Genomic DNA, 20,962 nt, shown 5'->3' with positions numbered 1-20,962 from the left:
ATGAATAAATTTTTATTAAGAGCACTGGTTTTAGCGTCAGTAAATATTGCAGTTTTGGCAAATGCACAATTCAGAACCCGAAACAGAATGGATAAGTTGGAAGACTTTGATGAGCAAAAGTTCAGTTGGGGATTTTATTTGAATGGCAATATGCTGGATTACCGTATCGTACTTAATCCAAGATATGGAACCTATGGGAACCAGAATCTTGTTTCATCTAAAGAAAGTACAAGTTTTGGGGCTGGTCTTATCGCAAAATGGAGGCTTAATGATTATTTAGACCTAAGAATGGAGCCAGGGTTACAGTTTGCTCAAAGAAAATTAATATTTGATACCAGTTATAATAACCAGTACTCTAATGGAACATTGACTAACGATCCGTTTATTCCAATGACTCTTACAGATAAAGATAGAAATAGAGAAGTGAAATCTACTTTAGTTGATATTCCTGTATTGTTAGAGCTTCATGGGCAAAGATGGTATAACTCAAGACCATATGTTGCAGCAGGGGTGAACTACATTGTAAATCTACAGTCAAATTCAGATTCTACTGACGACAATATGCAACAGGTTTTCAGATCTACAACGCATAACTTTGCTTGGTCTGCAGAAATGGGTATCCAGTTTTATTTCAATAAATTTAAATTGACTCCTGCAATCAGAGGTACATTCTTCATGAATAACGAGATTGTAGCTGATAATGCGACAACTCCTCCTTATTGGGCGTCGGCTATATCAACTTTACAGACAAGAGCTATTATGTTTGTATTGAAGTTTGAATAAAAAATATTTAAAAATAAATATTGAGGAGATACGCGTTGTGTCTCCTTTTTTTGCTTTAAACTCAAAATATAGAGATTTTTATTTTTGTTAATATTAATATTTTGTTATTTTTGCTAATAGTTAGAATATACAAAACCTGAAATGCTTCAAGAGTTAGAAACCAATTTTTCAGAATTAGAAAAGAAGATTATGAATTTGCAAAAGAATTACAATAATCTGACTGAAAAATTATCGGAACTAAGCATTGAAAATAAAGAATTGCAGAGGAAGTATGATGAAGAAAGAAAAAAAAATCAGGTATTAGCAGAAGAACAAAAAAATATAAAGCTTTATTCAGCAATATCAGGAAATCCTGAACATAATAGATTAATGAAAAACCATATCAACAGATTGGTGAAAGAGATAGATTTCTGTATTGCTCAGCTTCAAAACAGTGGATTATAAATGGAGGTAAGGAGAATAACCATCAACATTGCAGGAAGAGTATATCCGCTGAATGTACCCGCAGCAGAGGAAGAAACTTTGCGTAAAGTGGGGAAGCAGATAGAGAATATGATTAAAGATTTTGAACAAAACTTCGATGTAAGAGACAAGCAAGATGCTTTGGCAATGTGTGCCCTTAAATTAGGAACTAACGCTGAGGTAGTGTCTATGAACTACGAAAAAAATATAAATTCTACCAACGAAAGATTAAGCAAGATTAATCAATCGCTGAATGAAATTGGAAAATAAATTTTCCACAAGACTGCCTACAATAATTCTAACACATTAAAGGTAAACTCAACGCTAAACAATTACCGAACAAATGTCCGTTGAATGGCGTGCCGGTTCGTCCGGATTACAGACAATGGAAATCAGTTCAAATCGTGTTGATTAGGAGTTTACTCTCAATCTCTGGATTATTGTGGGCTTTTTTTATTTATGAAATTTGACAATTAAAACTCAATATATATGACAACAACCGCTATTATTATAGGCGTGATTTGCTTAGTAATAGGTGCAGTAATAGGAATGTTTTTTTCCAAAAGCTCATTAAATACTAAAGCAAAATTTATTATAGATGATGCAAAGAAGAATGCTGAAAACCTTGTAGAAAAAGCTAATGTACAAGCTGAATCCATAAAGAAAGAAAAAAACCTTCAGGCTAAAGAAAAATTCTTAGAATTGAAATCTCAACATGATGCAGATATTCAATCTAGAGAAAAGAAAATGCAGGAGGTTGAAAAGAGAATCAAAGACAAAGAAAACAAGTTGAATGACGAGCTTAGCAAGACAGGAAAACTTGAAAAAGATTTGGATAAGCAAATTGCTGATTACTCTAAGAAAACAGAAATTTTAGACAGAAAGCAACAGGAATTGGATACGGCAACTGCTAAAAAAGTTGAAATCCTTGAAAAAATTGCTAACTATACAGCAGACGAAGCTAAAGCAGAATTGGTAGAAACTATGAGAGCTGAAGCAAAAACAAGAGCTCAGGCGCATGTTCAGAGTATCATGGAAGAAGCTCAGATGAATGCGAAGAATGAAGCTAGAAAAATCGTTATTCAGACGATTCAGAGAATTGGAACGGAGCAGGCAATCGAAAATTCAGTATCTGTTTTCAATATCGAATCTGATGAAGTAAAAGGTAGAATTATCGGTAGAGAAGGTAGAAATATCCGTGCTTTAGAAGCAGTGACTGGTGTAGAAATTATTGTAGATGATACTCCGGAAGCAATTCTTCTTTCATGTTTCGATCCGGTAAGAAGAGAGATTGCAAGACTATCACTTCACAGATTGGTTACAGATGGTAGAATTCACCCTGCAAGAATTGAAGAAGTTGTAGAGAAAACGAAAAAGCAAATCGAAGAAGAAATTATAGAAGTTGGTAAGAGAACCATTATTGATTTAGGAATTCACGGATTACACCCTGAGTTGATTAAAATCGTAGGTAGAATGAAATACCGTTCTTCTTATGGTCAGAACTTATTACAGCACTCAAGAGAAGTAGCTAATATTGCTGCAACGATGGCTGCTGAATTAGGATTAAATGTAAAATTAGCTAAAAGAGCAGGTCTATTACACGATATCGGTAAAGTTCCTGAGCAGGAATCTGAACTTCCTCACGCTTTATTAGGAATGCAATGGGCGGAAAAGTATGGTGAAAATGCAGAAGTTGTGAATGCAATCGGAGCTCACCACGACGAAGTTGAAATGACTTCATTATTGTCACCGATCATTCAGGTTGCCGATGCTATTTCTGGAGCAAGACCGGGAGCAAGACGTCAGGTTTTAGAATCTTATATCCAAAGATTAAAAGATCTTGAATCTGCAGCATTAAGTTTCGACGGAGTTTCATCAGCTTATGCAATTCAGGCAGGTAGAGAATTAAGAGTAATGGTAGAAAGTGGAAAAGTAAATGATGAAGTAGCTTCACAATTATCTTATGACATCTCAGAAAAAATCCAGAACGAATTAACTTATCCTGGACAAGTAAAAGTAACAGTAATCAGAGAGACGAGAGCTGTGAACATTGCGAGATAACAATCTAAAAAAGATATTTTATAAAAACCTTTCAAGAAATTGAAAGGTTTTTTATTTTTAGCGAAATTTATAGATTGAATATGCAAGAACTTTCTTTGTCTTCAAAATTGAAGTACATCTTTTCTATTCCTGTTATTATTGCCGCTTTAGGGTACTTTGTAGATATCTACGACCTGCTTTTGTTTGGAATTGTAAGAATTCCGAGTTTGAAAGCTTTAGGCTTGGATCCCGATATAGATGGTACCTTTATTTTGAATTGTCAAATGATAGGCTTGCTTCTTGGAGGTATTTTCTGGGGAATTTTTGGAGATAAAAAAGGGAGACTGTCTGTGTTGTTCGGATCGATCTTAGTCTATTCTTTAGCCAACATTGCCTGTGGATTTTTACCTTATTTTCCAAAAGAGCATTTGGTCTATCAATATGCGGCTTTAAGGTTTATTGCTGGAATTGGATTGGCTGGAGAACTTGGAGCGGGAATTACACTGGTTTCTGAGAGTTTACCGAAGAATTTAAGAGCAATCGGAACTTCCGTAGTAGCTGGTTTTGGATTAATGGGTGCAGTTGTGGCTCAATTAACGGTAGAATTGGCCGGAGGTTGGAATATTTCATACATTATCGGGGGAATTTTAGGAATCTTGCTTTTATTTCTAAGAATCAGTGTTTCTGAATCCGGAATTTATAAAAGTATTGAAGAAAAATCTGTTGATAAAGGGAATTTCCTTTCTTTCTTTACAAATAAAGATCGTTTGATTCGATATTTAAAATGTATTGCAATAGGATTACCCACTTGGTATTGCATTGGGATTCTAGCGGTTTTGGCCAATCAATTTGCCCCTGAATTAGGAATCAAAGACCTGAATCCCGGAAAAGCAATTATGTGGGCTTATGTCGGTATTTCTGCGGGGGATTTGATGAGCGGATTTATTTCTCATGCTTTAAAGTCAAGGAAAATGGCTATTTTCTATATGCTGGTTTTTACCATTATTGGGGTTGCCATTATGTTGTTTGGGAATACAGATACAGAGACAAAATATTATGTATTCTGTGTTTGGTTAGGATTGGGAACAGGATATTGGGCGATGTTTGTCACATTGGCTGCAGAGCAATTCGGAACGAATATCAGAAATACGGCAACTACAACAGTTCCGAATATGGTGCGTGGATTGGTTCCTGTGATGATCTTTATTTTTGATTTTTTTAAGAAAGACTTTTCCGTTATTATAAGTGCAGCTTTATTAGGGGTAATCGTATTTGGGTTAGCTTTTTACTCTTCACTGACGATTTCAGAAACTCATGACAAAGACCTAGAATTTACAGAATAATTAATAAGTGTTTAAGAAATATTTTATATCATTTCATCGTTAATATTATGATTAAATCATACTAAATAAATGAATTATAAAATTTAATATTAAATTTTACTTTTTGTAATTAATATTTGTTTAACTTTAGAAAACAATAAACTATAAAATAGTACAAATTTTAAAACTAAATCACAATGAAAAACAACATGTTAAAAAACGCAAAGAAATTACAAAAACAAGATCTTAAAAACATTATGGGAGGAATAAGCGGGAATCCTGATTTATCTCTTTGTGGATGCGATTGTGCAGGATCTGTAACAGGACCATGGTATTGCAGTCAATATATGGCATGCCCACAAGTTTATACTTGTGATCAGTCGGCAGTATAAGATATTGTTTCAACGAGAAATAAACATTTCCACATTTAATACGCAAAGGCCTTTTGAATCTTCAAAGGGCTTTTGTCATTTAGATAACAACTCTATTTACAGTTAAAAATTCCCCTCCATTGGAGGGGGGCAAAAATTCAAAGAATTTTTGACGGGGTGGTTAAAAACAAGTTTCCCATCATCAAAAATATAAATCTCCACCCGTCATTTCCTGTTTTAATCTTTCTTTAATTTCGGCGGCTTTGCCGCCGCCGAAATTAAAGAAAGAATCATCCCTCAAAAAACTCAATCAAAATTCAGAATAAAAAGTAAACTCCCAACACTGATAAAACCCCAAAGGAAAACAGCCAAAGTCAGAGGTTTCAATCCTATTGTTTTCAAAGTCTGGATGGATAGAGTAGAACCGATGAAAAATAAAGTAAGGTTCAATCCTGATTTGGCGATATGGGTAATTCCTGAACTCAGCTGATCAAAAATCGGAAAATAAGTATTCAGCAAAATAGCCAATATAAAATATCCGATAAACCATGGGATTTTAATTTTTGATTCTTTGTTTTTAAAAATAAACATAGTGATTAATGAAACCGGAATGATCCATAACGCACGAGCTAATTTCACTGTTGTGGCGATTTCTAAAGCCTCATTTCCGTATTTGCTTGCGGCTCCGACTACAGAACTGGTGTCATGAATTCCCACAGCACACCATAAACCAAATTGCTCTTGGGTAAGATGTAAGAAATGTCCGATGGCAGGATAAACAAATAATGCAATGGAATTTAAAGTGAAAACAATGGCTAAAGCTAGTGAAATTTGTTTCGTATTAGGCTTAATAATCGGGGAAGTAGCCGCGATTGCACTTCCACCACAAATGGCAGTTCCTACGGAAATCAGATAAGATAAAGGCCGTTCTAGCCTTAAAAATTTCCCCATAAAATATCCTAAAGTCATTACAGTGAAGATACTGATAACGGTCAGGAGCAAACCTGATTTTCCGGCTTCCAAAGCCTCATTCAACTTTAATCCAAAGCCTAGTCCGACAATTGAAATTTGTAATAATAAGTGAATATATTGATGCAGACTTTTCTCAAACGGGTTTCCATTGCAAACGGCTAAAATAAAACCTAAAAGTAAAGCAATGGGAGAAGATACAACAGGCGTCAGGCAAATAACAGCTAATACGATGAAAATAATTTTCTTAGATTTTTCATTCAGAATGAAATCTTTCATTGGGTAGAATTTTAAATTGATGGTTCAAAATTCCGTAAATTAATATTACAAATTAAATCGTATTTTGTTATAATGGATAACTTTAAGTTATAATATTGTGTATTGAAAACTAAAACTGATTAATAAATTTCAGGAAAAGCCTGATAAGTTCTGATTGCTCACCTTTGGGAAGAATATAATGGAAATTCCTCTCAATACTGAAGTTTTTAATGTCAATAATGCTTAATTGATTGTTTTTTAATTCATTCAAAACCGTACTGATCGACAGAAATGCTAAAGAATCTGAATGTAAAAGATAATTTTTAATGCTTTCGCTGCTTCCTAGCTGCATGACAATATTGAGCTGATCAAGTACAATTCCTTTTTCTCTCAAACGGTTTTGAATAAACTCTAAAGATCCGGAACCCTGTTCTCTGAAAATTAATTCAAGGTCATATAAATCTTTTACATTCAAGGTTTTATTAGCTAAAGAATGATTCGCTTTTGCAACTAAAACAATTTCATCGGCTTTAAATATTTGATACTCAAAATAATTCGATTGAGATTCTCCCTCAATAATCCCCAAGTCAATTTTGCCTTCTTTCAACAGATCAGAAATGATCTCCGTATTATGAGTAAGCAGTTCAATTTTAATGTCTTTGTAATATGAATTGAATTTTGCCAGAATTTCAGGTAAAATGTACTGAGCAACCGTTGTACTTGCGCCAATAATAAGCTTTCCTTTATGCTGTTGATTAATCTGGTTGATCTCAAATTCCAGGTCACGGTAAATATTTCTGATCCTTTCAGCATATTCAAACAACACTTTCCCGCTTTGTGTAAGCTGAATGGTAGTTCCTTTCCTGTCAAATAACTTTGTGTTCAGCTGATTTTCTATTTCTTTAATGTGCTTCGTTACGGCAGGTTGAGAGATATTCAATTCTTCCGAAGCTTTTGTGAAACTCGATCGGGAAGCTACGGTGTGGAAAACTTTTAATCTGTAATCAAACATATTTTAAAGGTAAGAAATTTTGTTTCTTATCCTATTTAAAATAACTCATCTTATAAATCAGAGAAGCTCTTGTCGCTTAGATGTCCAAACCTTTTGTTTTTGGGTTCCCCGATTCTTTGTTTCGTATAAATGCTGTTGTTTCCTGAAAGTAAATAAGACACAACACAGGCAATAGCAACGTAAATTCCACACTCAGCTCCGAATAATTCAATTCCCATCAACATGCAAGCGAATGGAGTATTGGTAGCTCCTGCAAATACCGCTACAAATCCCATTCCTGCCAACAAACCAAATGGAAGCGGAATAAATAAAGATAAGGCACTTCCCAACGTTGCTCCGATAAAGAATAACGGCGTCACTTCACCACCTTTGAAACCTGCTGAAAGGGTAACAATGGTAAAAATCATTTTTAAAGCAAAATCATACAGGGGAAGCTGCATTTCAAAAGATTCTACAATAGTTGGAATTCCCAGACCGATATATCTTGTCGTTCCCATTGCAAAAACAGCGATTGCAACAATAATTCCACCAATTACAGGACGAAAAGGAGGGTATTTTATTTTAGCTTTAAATATAGAACCAGCCCAATGAATTACCTTACTGAATGTTGCTGCACAAATTCCAAAAGCGATGCCGGCTAAAATACTATATAAAATGGGAAGAAATTCAAGTTTGGGAATAAGATCGATATGATAATGCGTGTGCTTTACATTCCAAAGATTCGTTGCCCAATCTGCCAAAATCGCAGAGGCGAATGCTGGGAAAATGGCATTATAACGAATTCTTCCGATCAGGAAAACTTCAAGCCCAAAAACAGCTCCTGCTAAAGGAGTTCCAAAAACAGAACCAAAACCCGCAGCAATGGCAGAAATGATTAAGATCTTCCGTTCGCATTTGTCAAGTTTAAACGGTTTTGTCAATTGATCGGCAATTGCTCCAGCCATTTGTAAGGCAGTTCCTTCACGACCGGCCGAACCTCCGAAAAAATGAGTGATAATGGTTCCCAAATACACAAAAGGAGCCATCTTGAAAGGAATAGTCTCTTTGGGTTCGTGAATATTTTCAAGCAGCAAATTATTTCCGGCTTCAACGTCTTTACCAAAATAATAATATAAAAGACCAACCAAAAAACCAGCTATAGGAAGTAACGCAATCAGCCAGATATGGTTTTCTCTGAAATTGGTTACCCATTCCAACGATTGTAAAAAGCCTACAGAAGCTGTTCCTACCAATGCTCCAATAATAAGACTTATACAAAGCCATTTCAATAGATAAGGTAAGGCCGGAAATCTTCTGAAGAAAAATCGGGTGTGAAATGTTGCTTTATGACTTAATGTTCGTTGATGTTTAGACATAATTTTCCTGATCCAATTATTATTAATAATCTATTAATCAGGCGTCATCAGCTTTTGTAAAGCGGTTGGGTAAGGAAGAACACCATTTCCTTTTGTATTGCAAATATAAAATTTATTTTAAAAAGAAAGCATGTTCCGAAATATACTTTTTGCTGATTTTTATACTTTCAAAAATATCTTTCTCACTGGAATCCTGTTCCAAAAACCAATATTGTAACCCGGCTTTCTCTTTAGCTTCAAAAATTCTTTTAAAATCAATGGTTCCGTTTCCGATTTCTGCGAAGTCCTTTGTTCCTGCTTTCATATCTTTCACATGCCACAATGGAAATCTTTTGGGGTACTTTTTAAAATAAGCTAAAGGATCTAGACCTGCTTTCGAAATCCAATATAGGTCCAGTTCCATTTTAACTAAATCTGAGGACGTGTTTTCAAGAATAAAGTCATAAAAAGTATGTTGTTCATCTTTTCTTAGAAATTCAAAATCATGATTGTGATAGGCCAGCTGAATTCCGTTTTGGTTGGAAATTTGTCCGGCATTTTCAAGAATTTCAGGAAGCTTTTGATAATTTTCTAATGTTCTTTCTGCTTCAGGAAGATAGGAGCAAACAGCATATTCTGATCCAATCGTATTCAAATCATCCAACGTTCTATTCCAGTTTTTCAGAAGAGTTCCGTCTTCATGATCGGTAATTCCAGTTCTGTGATGCGAACTGATGACTTTTAATCCGTTATCAGACAATATTTTCTTAAATTCTGCAGCTGTTTTTCCGAAAAAGGTTCCGTCATATCCATAGATTTCAAAAGTTGTAAATCCTAATATGGCCAGTTTCTCAAAAGTCTTTTCGAGATCTTTAGAAATAGCATCACGAACCGTGTATAATTGAATTGCCAATGATTTTTTATTCATATTTAAATTAGAAATTCCACAGGAATATAATCCTAAAAATCCTAATGAAGAAAGGGTAATGAAATCTTTTCTATCCATTATAAAAATGGCTTCATTTCGTCTTCGATCTGGGTTCTCAATTCCATAAGACGTTTTGCGTATTGTTCTTTTTGCTTATCCTCGTTAGTTTCAGGAATCCATTTCGGAACCGGAAGCTTTTTCCCATTTTCATCAACAGCCACAAAAACAATAATACAATGTGTTTTTTTGTCAAAATTCGGTTGTTTCAGATTTCTTGAAAACACATTGATCGAAATATGCATACTTGAAGAACCTGTATAAATCACCTGAGCTTCTACTTTTACAATTTCTCCGATTTTGATGGGTTCATAGAAACGGATTCCTCCCACATAAACGGTTACAGAATAATTACCGCTCCAGGTTGTTGCACAAGCATATCCCGCCTGATCAATCCATTTCATAACGCTTCCACCATGTACATTTCCTCCGTAATTAACATCTGAAGGCTCTGAAATAAACTGAAAAGTAATAGGTTTGTTTTCCATTTCCACTAAAAATTTGATTGAATAAAGGTATTTAATAATTTTCAAAATCCTAGATTAAATCCTACTTTTGAAAGCAGAAAGTGAAATGAAGACGAATTTTAAATAATAACAGACTTACAATAATAATGAAAAAAGTATTTTATCTTAATACCTGCGACACTTGCAGAAAAATTTTAGCGCAATTCGACCTTACAGATTGGGAACTTCGAGAAATTAAAAAAGAACCCATCACGAAAGAAGAACTAGAGGAAATGCATAAAAAAACAAAGTCTTATGAAGCATTATTCAGCAAAAAATCAACTCAGATCAAATTGAGAGGACTGGATGCAAAGTCTTTAACAGAAGAGGATTTCAAAGAATTGTTGCTGGATCATTATACCTTTTTGAAACGTCCTGTTTTTATCACCGATAACAACATTTTTGTTGGGAATGATAAGAATAATGTGGCGGCTTTGCAGGAGTTTTTTGGTGTGAATTAGTCATTGCGAGGAGCGGAGCGACGAAGCAATCTCAAAAGTTTAGAGTATTAATAAATTGTAATTCTTAGTTGTGAAAGGATAGATATTTTGATTTGTCATTCCGTATGAATCTAAGCAGTTAGTTTGTGCTCTTGTTTATTATCAAGTAAACCTGGATTCCTACGGAATGACAAACGTTATGAATATTTTATTTAAAACAAACCTTAACTTCTGTAGATATACTTTCTTTTGAAATGAACGGCAAAAAAACTAGCCCCGATTGTAGTGACATCCTTTTGTGCAGCAAAGCGGAACAAAAGATACAGCGGAAAGCGGGAATAAGCTTCTAAAAATATTTACATTAAAATAAAACCCGTCTTGTAAAATGTACAAGACGGGTTTTCTATTGTGTTATTTCCAAATTATACAAAAGGAGCTTTCACCACTTTTGCAGGAATATTTTTGTTTCTTACCTGAATGAAGATCTCAGAACCTAATTTGAAGTGAGGTTTATCTACATACGCAAGACCTAAACCTACTTTTTTCATTGGAGACTGTGTTCCTGAAGTTACTTTTCCGATCACGTTTCCTTCCGCATCTACAACAGGGTAGTCGTGTCTTGGAACTCCTTTATCAGTTAATTCAAAACCAACTAATTTTCTCGTTACTCCTTCTTCTTTCTGCTTTGCAAAAGTTTCTTTAGATACGAAATCTTTATCGAATTTAGTGATCCATCCTAAACCTGCTTCAATTGGAGAAGTGGTATCGTCGATATCATTTCCGTAAAGACAGAATCCTTTTTCAAGTCTCAACGTATCTCTTGCAGCCAATCCGCAAGGAACAATTCCTTCTTCAGCTCCGGCTTCGATGATCGCATCCCAAAGTTTTTCTGCTGCTTCGTTGTTGAAATAAATTTCGAAACCACCGCTTCCTGTATATCCGGTGTTTGAGATGATGATATTCTCAACTCCAGCTACAGAACCTACAGTAAAGTTGTAGTAAGGGATTTCAGAAAGGTTAGTTTCTGTTAATTTTTGAAGAATTTCAGTTGCTTTCGGACCTTGAACAGCCAATAAAGACATATCGTCTGAAGCATTGGTCATTTTTGCTCCGAACGTATTGTATTTTGAAATATGGTTCCAGTCTTTATCGATGTTTGAAGCATTGACAACCACAAAATATTTATCGTCCTCCATTTTGTAAACGATAAGGTCATCCACGATTCCTCCGTTTTCGTTAGGAAGGCAAGAATACTGAGCTTTTCCGTTTTCAAGAGCATCTACATTGTTGGTCGTTACAAATTGTAAAAGATCTTTTGAACCGGGACCTTCGATGAAAAATTGTCCCATGTGAGAAACATCAAACAATCCTGCTTTTTCTCTTACTGCAAAATGCTCTTCCGTTACTCCGGAATATTGTACAGGCATTTCAAAACCTGCAAAAGGTACGATTTTAGCTCCCAAAGAAACGTGTTTGTCGTACAATGCTGTTTTCTTCATATTTAATTTCTATTTCTTTATTTTAAAACTATTAAAGGTCTCGTTAAAAAGGCTCATGTAATTTCCGTTCCAGTATTTTTCACCGCAATTGATGGAAATAAGATACAGTTCTTTTTCTTTTTGAAATACTTTAGTGATCCAGAAAAGCTTTTCTTTTTCGTCAAAGTATTCGTAAAAATATTCGGTATATCCTTTTTTGCTTTTAGTGCTTTTCACTTTATTTTCGTCATCAGGAGACTTGTAAAGAGCTAGGATAAATTTTTTGATTTCAGTAGAGGGTAAATCCAAATCATGATATTCAGAAATGGTAACGGCTCCTATTTGATTGGTTGGGAAAATGTTGACAATATCTGTCTCATTCATTGCCATCCATCCTTCAGGAAAATTGATGGAATAATTGGTATTTTCATACGTTTGCTTCTTTTGAGCGGATAAAAAATGCCCTAAGAACAACAATATAATGAATAATGAATGCTTGATCATCTTAAAAATGATGTTTATATTCTTCTAAAATAATTTTGAACCATTCTGTGAAAGTCTCCGGTTTTTCTGCGATTTCCTTATCCAGATCTTCCATTGAGATGTATCTCACTTCTTCTACTTCTTCTTTATTAAGAGCAAAGTCAGCATTGTAAAATCCTGTAAAAACATGGTCTAATTCATGTTCCCAAAGATTTCCTCCTACATCTGCTTTATAAATAAAATGGAATTTTTCGGAAAGATCGACTTCTATTCCCAGCTCTTCTTTTACTCTTCTCTTTGCACCATCAAGATAAGTTTCTCCATTTCTGGGGTGCGAACAGACTGCATTCGTCCATTGGTTAGGAGAATGGTATTTTTCTGATGCTCTTTTCTGTAAAAGCATTTCACCTTTATCATTGAATAAAAATACGGAGAAAGCCCGATGTAAAAGGCCATTAATATGAGCCTGCTGTTTTTCCATCAATCCTAAAACTTTATCTTCAGGATTTACTAAAACTACAAATTCTTCCATTTCTACAAATGTAAGTGTAATAAATGTATTTTGGAAATTTTTGGGAAAACATCATGATTTTAGGTTTGAGAAGGATGAATTCCCGGAAATATTGTGAATAGTTATTATTTACTCAATGCTTTTCCAATGCGTACGAAAAGCATTGATAAGCCAATAAAGAACACCAAAATCCAGAAAGAATTGATAAAAACTTGAGAATAACCAAGATCGGTTACATTCACAAACGGGTAAGGGTAAAAATCTGAAAAATGCCCTCTTATCAATATATAAAAAAGATAAAGTAAAGGATAAATTGTCCACGAAGGGATTTGTTTGTAGCTCAAATCTCTTTTGTTTTCAAACTTATACCAGTAAATGAGTACGAGAATAGGAATGATAGTATGTAAAAGTTCATCAACAAGTCTTTGTAATCCTGTAGGATTCCATGTTGAGCGAAGAATAATCTGATAAATAGATCCAACAATCAGAATATAAATAGTAATAGCAGTAAGTATTCCAGATTTTTTAATTATTGAAAAGCTACTGAAGGCCTGAAATGTAAAATATACAGCAACAATTAAATTCGTAAGAATGGTAAAATAACTGAAAAAACGAATAGTTGCTTCTGTAAAAGAAATCTGATTGCCTTTTACCATCAAATAATATTGGGTAATCACCGCGAACCAACCAATTAAAGCAAAAATTAAAGATAAAATTCTTTGTGTCATCAGAAGGGGTTTATCTATAGAATATTAAAGATAACTTTATTTTTTCTGAATAGAAAAATTTTAACCTATAATAATAGAATCGGTGAAAAATTGTTAATTTATTCTTTTAATGATATTTTTTATAGTAAAAATTTAATTTAAATAAACTTTAATAAAGGGTTTTTATTTTAAAAGTCATAAATTTGTTGATACAAAATTTCATAATGGAGTTAGAATACAAAGATCACTTGAGTCCGATTCTGAAGGACGGAGTAAAAAATTACCTAATTGATATCGATGGAACCATCACAGAAGATGTTCCGAATGAAGAACCTGAGAGAATGGTGACTTGTGAGCCTTTTCCAGATGCCTTGGAAACAATTAACAGATGGTATGACGAAGGACACCAGATTTGTTTTTTCACTTCAAGAACGGAAAATCTGAAACAAATTACGATCGATTGGTTAGATAAGCATGGTTTTAAATATCACAGTGTATTGTGCGGAAAACCGAGAGGAGGAAATTATCATTGGATTGATAATCATTTGGTGAGAGCTACAAGATATAAAGGTAAATTTACAGACCTTATCGAAAAGCAGGTAACCATTGAAGTTTTTAAAGAAGATTAAAGATATAATTAAAGATTTAAAGATTAAACGATTAAAAGCAGATGCTTTTTCTTTTAATTTTTAAATCTTTTAATTTTTTAAATAATTAAAAGTATTTATGAAAGTTTTAGCAAACGATGGTTTGGATCAATCTGGTATTGATGCATTGATTGAGAAGGGTTTTGAAGTGATTACTACAAAAGTTCCACAAGAACAGCTGGTAGATTACATTAATGAGCACAATGTTCGTACAATTTTGGTACGTAGTGCTACACAGGTAAGGAAAGATATTATTGATAACTGTCCTTCTATTGAGATTATTGGTAGAGGAGGAGTAGGAATGGATAATATTGATGTAGAGTATGCAAGAGAAAAAGGAATTCATGTAATCAATACCCCTTCAGCTTCATCAGAATCGGTGGCTGAATTGGTTTTTGCCCATTTGTTTTCAGGAGCAAGATTTTTGCAGGATTCAAACAGAAAAATGCCTTTAGTAGGAGATACTGAGTTTGCAGGGTTGAAAAAAGCGTATGCAGCAGGAATTGAGCTGAAAGGTAAAACAATTGGTATTGTTGGAATGGGAAGAATCGGGCAGGAAGTTGCAAAAATTGCTTTAGGCCTTGGAATGAGAGTGATCGCTGCTGACAACAACATAGGAAAAGCAAGTATCAAAGTAAAATTCTATAATAACCAGTTTATTAATGTAGATATTGAAACTGAGCCTTTACAAGATGTATTAAAGCATTCAGATTTCATTACGCTTCACGTTCCGGCACAAAAAGACGGTTACATGATCGGTAAAAATGAATTTGAAATGATGAAAGATGGTGTTGCTGTGGTAAACTGCTCAAGAGGAGGAGTAATCGATGAAGAAGCATTAATTGATGCTTTAGATTCAGGAAAAGTAAGATTTGCAGGGTTGGATGTTTTCATCAATGAACCAACACCTTCAAAAAAGATATTAAATCATTCAAAGATTTCTTTGACGCCGCATACAGGTGCTTCTACTTTGGAAGCTCAGGATAGAATCGGGTTGTCATTGGCTGAGCAGATTTCAAGTATTTTGCAAATTCAATAAGAGAGAGATTAAAAAGTAAACGCCGCAAAAATTTGCGGCGTTTTTTTTATGAGTTTTTAGCTTTAAGCAAGTCTCTAATTTCCATTAAAAGTTTTTGATCTTCAGTAGGTCCTGCAGGAGCTTCAGCCGGAGCTTCTTTTTTCAGTTTGTTGATTCCTTTAATCATTAAGAATAATGCAAAAGCTACAACAATGAACGAAATTGCTGCAGATAAAAACATTCCATATTTAATAGCCGTACCGGGAATTACCAGTTCTGCTAAGTTATTTAGCTGTAGTTTCTCCAATGTTGGTGTTAAAATAGCCGGTGTGATGATGTCTTCTACCAAAGACGTTACAATCTTACCAAAAGCCCCACCAATAACTACCCCGACAGCTAAATCTACTACGTTTCCTTTAACAGCAAATTCTTTAAATTCTTTGAAAAATCCCATATTTATATTTTTTTAATTGTTATCAAATCCTTCACTTGACTGAATAATATTCACTAAATTTAAGAAAAACATTTTAATGAAAATTTTTAATGCAGAAAAAATTCGAGAATGTGATGCATTTACGATTGTGAATGAGCCCGTTTCTTCTGTACAATTAATGGAGCGTGCAGCACAATCTTGTGTTAATTGGTTGTTGGAACATTGTAAGATTCATGAAAATTTTGCTGTTTTTTGCGGAAATGGTAATAATGGAGGTGACGGATTTGCGATTGCAAGGCTATTGTATTTAAAAGGATTTAATGTTGATGTTTTTGTAAGAGATTTGAACGGGAATTTCTCTCCGGATGCAACTATTAATTACCATAAACTGAAAGATTTTTCAGGAATTACCGTTAAAGAATTTAAAGATTTCCAAAAAGACAAACTGAGTGACAAGATAACCTGTATTGACGCCATTTTTGGAACAGGTCTTTCCAGAAAGATAGAAGAGGTGGAAAAGAAAATTATTAATGAGCTAAACTCTTTAAATAATATAAAAATATCAATAGATATCCCTTCAGGATTATATGCTGATAAAAATATTGATGAAGGTGAAACAGTGTTGAAAGCTGATTATACATTAAGTTTTCAGTTCTGGAAAAAAAGCTTTTTATACCCTGAAACGGGAAAATATACAGGTACAGTTGTGATTTTAGATATTGGTCTTCATTCTCAATTTATTAATGAAACCGAGACTCATTATTTTACTATTGATGAAGGTTTGATTCAGAATATATTTAAACCTAGAAATGAATATTCCCATAAAGGAACCTTTGGCAAACTTGCAATAGTAGGAGGAAACTATGGTAAAATTGGAGCGGCTGTTCTTTCTGTAAAAGCGGCTTTGAAAAGTGGAGCGGGACTTGTGTTTGCATTGAGCCCAAAGTGTGGATATGATATTCTACAAACTACCTCACCGGAAGCAATGTTTATAGAAGGAGGAGAAAATTATATTGAAAGTATAGAGGTTGATCAAGAAGTTGTGTTAGGAATTGGTCCTGGTTTAGGAACTCATGATAAAACAGAAGAAAGTCTTATTAACTTTTTGAAAAATTGTTCCTCACCCATGATCTTGGATGCGGATGCGCTTAATATTATTTCTAAAGATACATTCTATATAAAACTGATTCCTAAAAACTCGATCATTACCCCACATCCCAAAGAATTTGAAAGGCTTTTCGGAACAACAAAAGATGCATTTGAAAGAACTGATCTAGCTATACAAAAAGCTATGGAGCATACTCTATATATTGTATTAAAAGATCATCATACACAGATAATAACGCCTGATGGGAATGTCTTTTTTAATATTACAGGAAATTCAGGACTGGCAAAAGGAGGAAGTGGGGATATTTTGACGGGTATTTTAACATCTTTACTGGCTCAAGGATATTCTTCTGAAAACACAGCTATTCTGGGAGTTTGGCTTCATGGAAAATCAGCTGACTTTGCTGCAGAAAAACATTCTAAAGAATCGATGCAGCCTACAGACGTAATAAAAGAATTGGAAACTACTTTCTTATATATCAACAAAAAAGTCACAAAAAAATTGTGACTTTTAATATTGTATAATTGTTGGCTTAGAAAGTTTTATCAGCTTCCGGAGCTATCTTATTCTTTTTAGAATACAGCATGATGATTAAACCTGCTATCATAAAAGGAATCGATAATACTTGTCCGGTATTTAATCCTCCCAACTGAATAAATTCGTCTCCTTGAGGCTCTTTTAAGAATTCTACGAAGAATCTGATTGCCCAAAGAATAATAAAGAATAAACCGAATAACCAACCTTGCTGATATTTTTTGTCAGTTTTTCTATATAATACCCATAAAAGGATAAACAAAAGAACATAACCTATTGCTTCAAATAACTGAGTAGGATATCGAGGAACAGTGATTCCGTATTCGTCACTCATCTGAGGGAAAAGGAAAGCAAACGGAGAGTTTGGAGCTACAGGTTTACCAATAATTTCAGAATTAAAGAAATTTCCCATACGCACAAATGCACCTCCCAAAGCTACTACAATTCCTAATCTGTCATATACCCAGAAAGGATTTTTCTTGATGATTTTATATGAATAATACAACGTTGTTAAAATTAATGCGATCGTTGCACCATGACTGGCAAGACCTGAGAAACCTGTGAATTTGAATTCCGGTTTTGTTTGGATCGGTAAAAATACACTCCAGAAATCCTGTTTAAAAAGTTCCGGCTGATAAAAAATAACGTGTCCTAATCTTGCTCCTAAAATAGTCCCAATCAAAGTCCATGTGAAAAGAGGTTCCAGATATTTTTGATTCACATGATCAATTGTGAACATTCTTGTCATTAAAATATATCCTAATCCGAAAGCAAAAATGAACATCAAACTATAATAGTGCAATGTAATGGGTCCTAAGTGAATTCCGGTAGAAGGATCCCAGATTTTATATTCTGTTTCCAATGCTACCTGATCTGTAGGTTGTATAACTTTCTGAACTTTTGCCAGATATTTGTAATCTTCTTTATTTTGTGTAGGCTTAAAATCTTTATCTAAAAATTGATAGCCACTCATTTTAAACATATTTAAAGAAGCATCATAAAAAGCTCCCCATCCTCCTTTAGATTCTAAGTTGGCTGAATTTACGATAACAAGAGTATTGTCATTTTTTTTGCTTGAAAAATCTTTGAAGGTTTCAGCATCCGTAGTAGAAAATACTTTTACGGCTATTTTTTCATTATTTACATTTAATGTGGCGTCAGAAAGTCCGTCGGCATAATTTTGTGAAAAAAGATTTTGTGCGAAAAAAGCAAAAACCAAGAGATAAACTCTAAAGAATACATTACTCATTATAATGATGTTTTTTATATTAATGATTACACTTTGGAGGTACAGGATCATATCCGCTTCCTCCCCAAGGATGACATTTTGAAATTCTTTTTACACCCAGCCAAAAACCTTTGAAAATCCCATGAACCTGTAATGCTTCTATCATATAATGCGAACAGGTAGGCTCATAACGACAGTTTTTAGGAAGTAAAGGCGAAATAAACCATTGGTAAAATCGGATGAATAGTACCAGAGGAAATGTGACGATTTTATTGAATGTTGGTTTCAAAACATTGCAAAAATAGCGTAAAAAATTGAAAATTAGTTTAAATTTGTTAGAAGTTTCAGGGCTGCAAATGTCCGTTTGTCGGATAAAATCCGGTGTTTGTCGATTTGCTCATTTCATAGTTTAAAATCATTGAAATACTTATGTTCTGAACATTCAACTTATTATTAAATCTAGAAAATTGAATCAAAATATTCCATTAGCTGAAAAACTTAGACCTAAAACATTAGAAGATGTGTTAGGGCAGGAGCATCTTACCGGAGAAAAAGGCACGATCAGAAAAATGATAGAGAATGATACATTGAATTCTCTTATTTTCTGGGGACCTCCGGGAACAGGAAAAACTACATTGGCTGAGATTATTTCTGAAAAATCCGGACGTACATTTTTCAAGCTTTCAGCAGTTTCATCAGGAGTGAAAGAGGTAAGAGAAGTTATTGAAGATGCAAAAAAACAAAATTTGTTTTCAGGAAAATCTCCGATATTATTTATTGATGAGATACACCGCTTTAATAAATCTCAACAAGATTCACTTCTACATGCAGTAGAAAAAGGATGGGTGGTTTTAATTGGAGCGACAACTGAAAATCCAAGTTTTGAAGTTGTTTCGGCATTGCTTTCCAGAAGTCAGGTCTATGTTTTAAAAGCGTTAAGTTATGAAAAGCTTGAAGAACTTATTGATATAGCACTGAACAGATATAATAAAGATGAACGAGAAGATTTTATCATTAAAGATAAACAGGCTTTTATTCAATATTCGGGAGGAGATGGTAGAAAACTGATTAATTCTGTAGAGCTGGTTCTGAATCAATTTAAAAATTCCGAAAAAAAAGAAATTCATGATGATGATGTGCTATCTGTTTTACAGGAAACAATGGCATTGTATGATAAAAATGGTGAACAGCATTATGATATTATTTCAGCATTTATAAAATCCATGAGAGGAAGTGATCCCAATGGAGCGGTATATTGGTTGGCAAGAATGATTGCAGGTGGTGAAGATATCAAATTCATTGCAAGAAGAATGTTGATTTTGGCTTCTGAGGATATTGGTTTAGCGAATCCTAATGCTTTGGTAATTGCCAATAATTGTTTTCAGGCGGTAAATGTTATTGGAAATCCTGAAGCGAGAATAATTTTAAGCGAAACTGCCATTTACCTTGCAGTATCACCTAAGAGTAATTCAGCATATATGGCTATCAATGAGGCTTTGGCTTTTGTAAAACAAACAGGAAACTTACCAGTACCTCTGCATTTAAGAAATGCTCCAACCAAATTGATGAAAGATCTGGATTATGGCAAAGAATATAAATATGCCCATTCTTACAACGGGAATTTTGTTGACCAGGATTTTCTTCCTGATGAAATAAAAGATCGAAAGTTTTACGAGCCAGGAAATAATTCTACTGAAAAGAAAATTTATGATGAGCTCAAAAAGAAGTGGACAAGTAAATATTAAAATAAAAAAGGTATCTCAACGAGATACCTTTTTTATATACCATTATTATATATGATTAATATTTTTCAGGAGTAGTAATGAATAATACTTTTTTACCATCATGTTCCTTTACTTGCGCTTGCGCAATAATTTCTGCATAGATTTTTGTAGATGAATCATTAAATTCATATCCTTCAATGATTACAGGATTGTTTTCAGGAAGTTGGTATTGGGTATTGATATTAGCTAATGTGATCCAATCTAAAGTACCCACATCTTTTTTATACTTTACTTCTGTTAACCCATTCTGAGCTAAATAGCTGTATTTTTTTAAACCTGTAGGTAGTGCAGCTGCTTTATAAGGAGTTGTACTTTGTACCATTGCTTTTCTAGCGTTAAATAGATTTACGGTTCCTACTGCGTCATTGCAAATAGCAAATTTTACATTTGGGTTTTTCTGTGCATACAATGTCACAGAAGCAAACACTAATAAAGAGTATAGAATTTTTTTCATAATCTAATAAATATAGGAATTAAAAACGCGATAAATATACTTCTTTTTTATGAATTGTCAATAGAAAAATATATTATTTTGTGAATTGTTTAGAA

24 protein-coding genes and 1 riboswitch are annotated in these 20,962 nt (G+C 33.8%); of the genes, 11 read left to right on the top strand and 13 right to left on the bottom strand.

The features are described 5' to 3' along the window. The 6 genes from porT (at nucleotide 1) to RM51_RS05515 (ending at nucleotide 4,999) form a co-directional block, all read left to right on the top strand. On the top strand, nucleotides 1–783 hold the full coding sequence (gene porT, locus RM51_RS05540) for a type IX secretion/gliding motility protein PorT/SprT (protein ID WP_039365956.1): 783 nt from the start codon (nucleotides 1–3) through the stop codon (nucleotides 781–783). A gap of 141 nt (nucleotides 784–924) precedes the next feature. Continuing rightward, nucleotides 925–1,227 carry a hypothetical protein gene (locus RM51_RS05535; protein ID WP_039365955.1) on the top strand — a complete coding sequence of 101 codons (303 nt, stop codon included), beginning with the start codon at nucleotides 925–927 and terminating at the stop codon, nucleotides 1,225–1,227. After that, nucleotides 1,228–1,515, top strand: coding sequence for a cell division protein ZapA (locus RM51_RS05530; protein ID WP_039365953.1), 288 nt, complete (start codon nucleotides 1,228–1,230; stop codon nucleotides 1,513–1,515). Between the two features lie 219 nt (nucleotides 1,516–1,734). Beyond that, complete coding sequence (gene rny, locus RM51_RS05525; RefSeq protein WP_039365951.1) at nucleotides 1,735–3,306, top strand: ribonuclease Y; 1,572 nt, start codon at nucleotides 1,735–1,737, stop codon at nucleotides 3,304–3,306. An 80-nt stretch (nucleotides 3,307–3,386) separates the two neighbouring features. Continuing rightward, on the top strand, nucleotides 3,387–4,628 hold the full coding sequence (locus tag RM51_RS05520; protein ID WP_039365950.1) for an MFS transporter: 1,242 nt from the start codon (nucleotides 3,387–3,389) through the stop codon (nucleotides 4,626–4,628). Between the two features lie 176 nt (nucleotides 4,629–4,804). After that, complete coding sequence (locus RM51_RS05515) at nucleotides 4,805–4,999, top strand: hypothetical protein (protein WP_039365948.1); 195 nt, start codon at nucleotides 4,805–4,807, stop codon at nucleotides 4,997–4,999. Nucleotides 5,000–5,284: 285 nt separating this feature from the next. On the opposite strand, the gene RM51_RS05510 is transcribed toward RM51_RS05515, so the two are convergent. The 5 genes from RM51_RS05510 to RM51_RS05490 form a co-directional block, all read right to left on the bottom strand. Next, nucleotides 5,285–6,226 (bottom strand): YeiH family protein, encoded by a 942-nt coding sequence (locus tag RM51_RS05510; protein ID WP_039365946.1) that lies wholly within the window; start codon nucleotides 6,224–6,226, stop codon nucleotides 5,285–5,287. Between the two features lie 109 nt (nucleotides 6,227–6,335). Next, nucleotides 6,336–7,217 carry a LysR family transcriptional regulator gene (locus RM51_RS05505; protein WP_039365944.1) on the bottom strand — a complete coding sequence of 294 codons (882 nt, stop codon included), beginning with the start codon at nucleotides 7,215–7,217 and terminating at the stop codon, nucleotides 6,336–6,338. Nucleotides 7,218–7,267: 50 nt separating this feature from the next. Next, nucleotides 7,268–8,572, bottom strand: a complete 1,305-nt coding sequence (locus RM51_RS05500; RefSeq protein ID WP_084110954.1) for a voltage-gated chloride channel family protein — start codon at nucleotides 8,570–8,572, stop codon at nucleotides 7,268–7,270. Nucleotides 8,573–8,603: 31 nt separating this feature from the next. After that, nucleotides 8,604–8,671: riboswitch (Fluoride riboswitch) on the bottom strand. 13 nt (nucleotides 8,672–8,684) lie between these two features. Then, the gene (locus RM51_RS05495; protein ID WP_039365942.1) at nucleotides 8,685–9,557 is read right to left on the bottom strand and encodes a sugar phosphate isomerase/epimerase family protein; all 873 of its coding nucleotides are present in this window, start codon (nucleotides 9,555–9,557) and stop codon (nucleotides 8,685–8,687) included. Beyond that, entirely contained in the window at nucleotides 9,557–10,024 is a 468-nt protein-coding gene (locus RM51_RS05490; RefSeq protein WP_039366480.1) for an acyl-CoA thioesterase, read from the bottom strand. Before RM51_RS05490 ends, RM51_RS05495 begins: the two co-directional genes overlap by 1 nt. Nucleotides 10,025–10,149: 125 nt before the next feature. On the opposite strand from RM51_RS05490, the gene RM51_RS05485 reads away from it, so the two are divergent. After that, complete coding sequence (locus tag RM51_RS05485) at nucleotides 10,150–10,503, top strand: arsenate reductase family protein (protein WP_084110951.1); 354 nt, start codon at nucleotides 10,150–10,152, stop codon at nucleotides 10,501–10,503. A gap of 401 nt (nucleotides 10,504–10,904) precedes the next feature. Here the strand turns inward: RM51_RS05485 and gcvT are convergent, their stop codons facing one another. The 4 genes from gcvT to RM51_RS05465 all read right to left on the bottom strand — a co-directional run bounded on the left by gcvT (nucleotide 10,905) and on the right by RM51_RS05465 (nucleotide 13,682). Continuing rightward, nucleotides 10,905–11,981 (bottom strand): glycine cleavage system aminomethyltransferase GcvT, encoded by a 1,077-nt coding sequence (gene gcvT / locus RM51_RS05480; protein WP_039365938.1) that lies wholly within the window; start codon nucleotides 11,979–11,981, stop codon nucleotides 10,905–10,907. 9 nt (nucleotides 11,982–11,990) lie between these two features. Next, nucleotides 11,991–12,464 (bottom strand): hypothetical protein, encoded by a 474-nt coding sequence (locus RM51_RS05475; protein ID WP_039365936.1) that lies wholly within the window; start codon nucleotides 12,462–12,464, stop codon nucleotides 11,991–11,993. A 1-nt stretch (nucleotide 12,465) separates the two neighbouring features. After that, nucleotides 12,466–12,975 carry an isopentenyl-diphosphate Delta-isomerase gene (idi, locus tag RM51_RS05470; protein WP_039365934.1) on the bottom strand — a complete coding sequence of 170 codons (510 nt, stop codon included), beginning with the start codon at nucleotides 12,973–12,975 and terminating at the stop codon, nucleotides 12,466–12,468. Between the two features lie 104 nt (nucleotides 12,976–13,079). Beyond that, entirely contained in the window at nucleotides 13,080–13,682 is a 603-nt protein-coding gene (locus RM51_RS05465; protein ID WP_039365931.1) for a Pr6Pr family membrane protein, read from the bottom strand. 203 nt (nucleotides 13,683–13,885) lie between these two features. On the opposite strand from RM51_RS05465, the gene RM51_RS05460 reads away from it, so the two are divergent. Both RM51_RS05460 and RM51_RS05455 read left to right on the top strand, forming a co-directional pair. After that, nucleotides 13,886–14,290: an LNS2 domain-containing protein gene (locus RM51_RS05460; RefSeq protein WP_039365929.1), complete on the top strand. Its 405-nt coding sequence runs from the start codon at nucleotides 13,886–13,888 to the stop codon at nucleotides 14,288–14,290. 97 nt (nucleotides 14,291–14,387) lie between these two features. After that, the gene (locus tag RM51_RS05455) at nucleotides 14,388–15,347 is read left to right on the top strand and encodes a D-2-hydroxyacid dehydrogenase (RefSeq protein WP_039365927.1); all 960 of its coding nucleotides are present in this window, start codon (nucleotides 14,388–14,390) and stop codon (nucleotides 15,345–15,347) included. Between the two features lie 46 nt (nucleotides 15,348–15,393). Here RM51_RS05455 and mscL read toward each other — a convergent pair whose 3' ends face one another. After that, nucleotides 15,394–15,780: a large-conductance mechanosensitive channel protein MscL gene (gene mscL / locus RM51_RS05450; RefSeq protein WP_039365925.1), complete on the bottom strand. Its 387-nt coding sequence runs from the start codon at nucleotides 15,778–15,780 to the stop codon at nucleotides 15,394–15,396. Nucleotides 15,781–15,856: 76 nt separating this feature from the next. Here mscL and RM51_RS05445 point away from each other — a divergent pair, with 76 nt between their 5' ends. Further along, nucleotides 15,857–17,374, top strand: coding sequence for a bifunctional ADP-dependent NAD(P)H-hydrate dehydratase/NAD(P)H-hydrate epimerase (locus RM51_RS05445; RefSeq protein WP_039365923.1), 1,518 nt, complete (start codon nucleotides 15,857–15,859; stop codon nucleotides 17,372–17,374). 25 nt (nucleotides 17,375–17,399) lie between these two features. Here the strand turns inward: RM51_RS05445 and lgt are convergent, their stop codons facing one another. Together lgt and yidD are read right to left on the bottom strand one after the other, a co-directional pair. Continuing rightward, complete coding sequence (lgt, locus tag RM51_RS05440; RefSeq protein WP_039366478.1) at nucleotides 17,400–18,263, bottom strand: prolipoprotein diacylglyceryl transferase; 864 nt, start codon at nucleotides 18,261–18,263, stop codon at nucleotides 17,400–17,402. Between the two features lie 406 nt (nucleotides 18,264–18,669). Further along, nucleotides 18,670–18,918, bottom strand: coding sequence for a membrane protein insertion efficiency factor YidD (gene yidD, locus RM51_RS05435; RefSeq protein WP_039365921.1), 249 nt, complete (start codon nucleotides 18,916–18,918; stop codon nucleotides 18,670–18,672). Nucleotides 18,919–19,096: 178 nt separating this feature from the next. Here yidD and RM51_RS05430 point away from each other — a divergent pair, with 178 nt between their 5' ends. After that, complete coding sequence (locus RM51_RS05430) at nucleotides 19,097–20,374, top strand: replication-associated recombination protein A (RefSeq protein ID WP_039365919.1); 1,278 nt, start codon at nucleotides 19,097–19,099, stop codon at nucleotides 20,372–20,374. 55 nt (nucleotides 20,375–20,429) lie between these two features. Here the strand turns inward: RM51_RS05430 and RM51_RS05425 are convergent, their stop codons facing one another. Beyond that, nucleotides 20,430–20,867 (bottom strand): hypothetical protein, encoded by a 438-nt coding sequence (locus RM51_RS05425; protein WP_039365917.1) that lies wholly within the window; start codon nucleotides 20,865–20,867, stop codon nucleotides 20,430–20,432. Between the last annotated feature and the right edge of the window lie 95 nt (nucleotides 20,868–20,962).

Origin of the sequence: Chryseobacterium taiwanense, from assembly GCF_000813825.1 — a bacterium.
GTDB lineage: Bacteria > Bacteroidota > Bacteroidia > Flavobacteriales > Weeksellaceae > Chryseobacterium > Chryseobacterium taiwanense.
Note: the sequence above shows the minus strand (reverse complement) of the source record. Positions and strands in the feature narration are given on the sequence as shown.